General features: G+C 64.6%; 1 protein-coding gene. It reads right to left on the bottom strand.

The window, feature by feature from the left end:
• On the bottom strand, positions 1 to 291 hold a 291-nt coding region (locus GV790_RS29850; RefSeq protein WP_163818153.1), incomplete at both ends, for a hypothetical protein.

Raw genomic sequence — 291 nt, 5'->3', positions numbered from 1 at the left:
ATCGTCTGACCGCCGCGCGAGAGCGTCAGCATGTGCAGGTTGTCCTGGTAGGCGGAGTGGATCGACCACTTCGAGTGCGGGGTCAGGTAGCGGACTGTCACCCCGCGTTCGCCGACCTCGCCGACATTCGGTTCCCGGAACAGCGCGGTCATATCCAGGGGCGGCCGGAAGATCGGCAGCTGCTCACCGAGTTCGATCATCCAGTCGTGGTCGAGGTAGAAGTGCTGGCGTCCGGTGAGGGTGTGCCAGGGCTTGAGCCGCTCGGTGTTGATGGTGAAGGGGGAGTAGCGG

This window comes from Nocardia cyriacigeorgica, assembly GCF_010858045.1.
GTDB classification, from domain to species: domain Bacteria; phylum Actinomycetota; class Actinomycetes; order Mycobacteriales; family Mycobacteriaceae; genus Nocardia; species Nocardia cyriacigeorgica_E.
The sequence above is the reverse complement of the archived record's forward strand: the minus strand, read 5'-3'. Positions and strand labels throughout refer to the sequence as shown.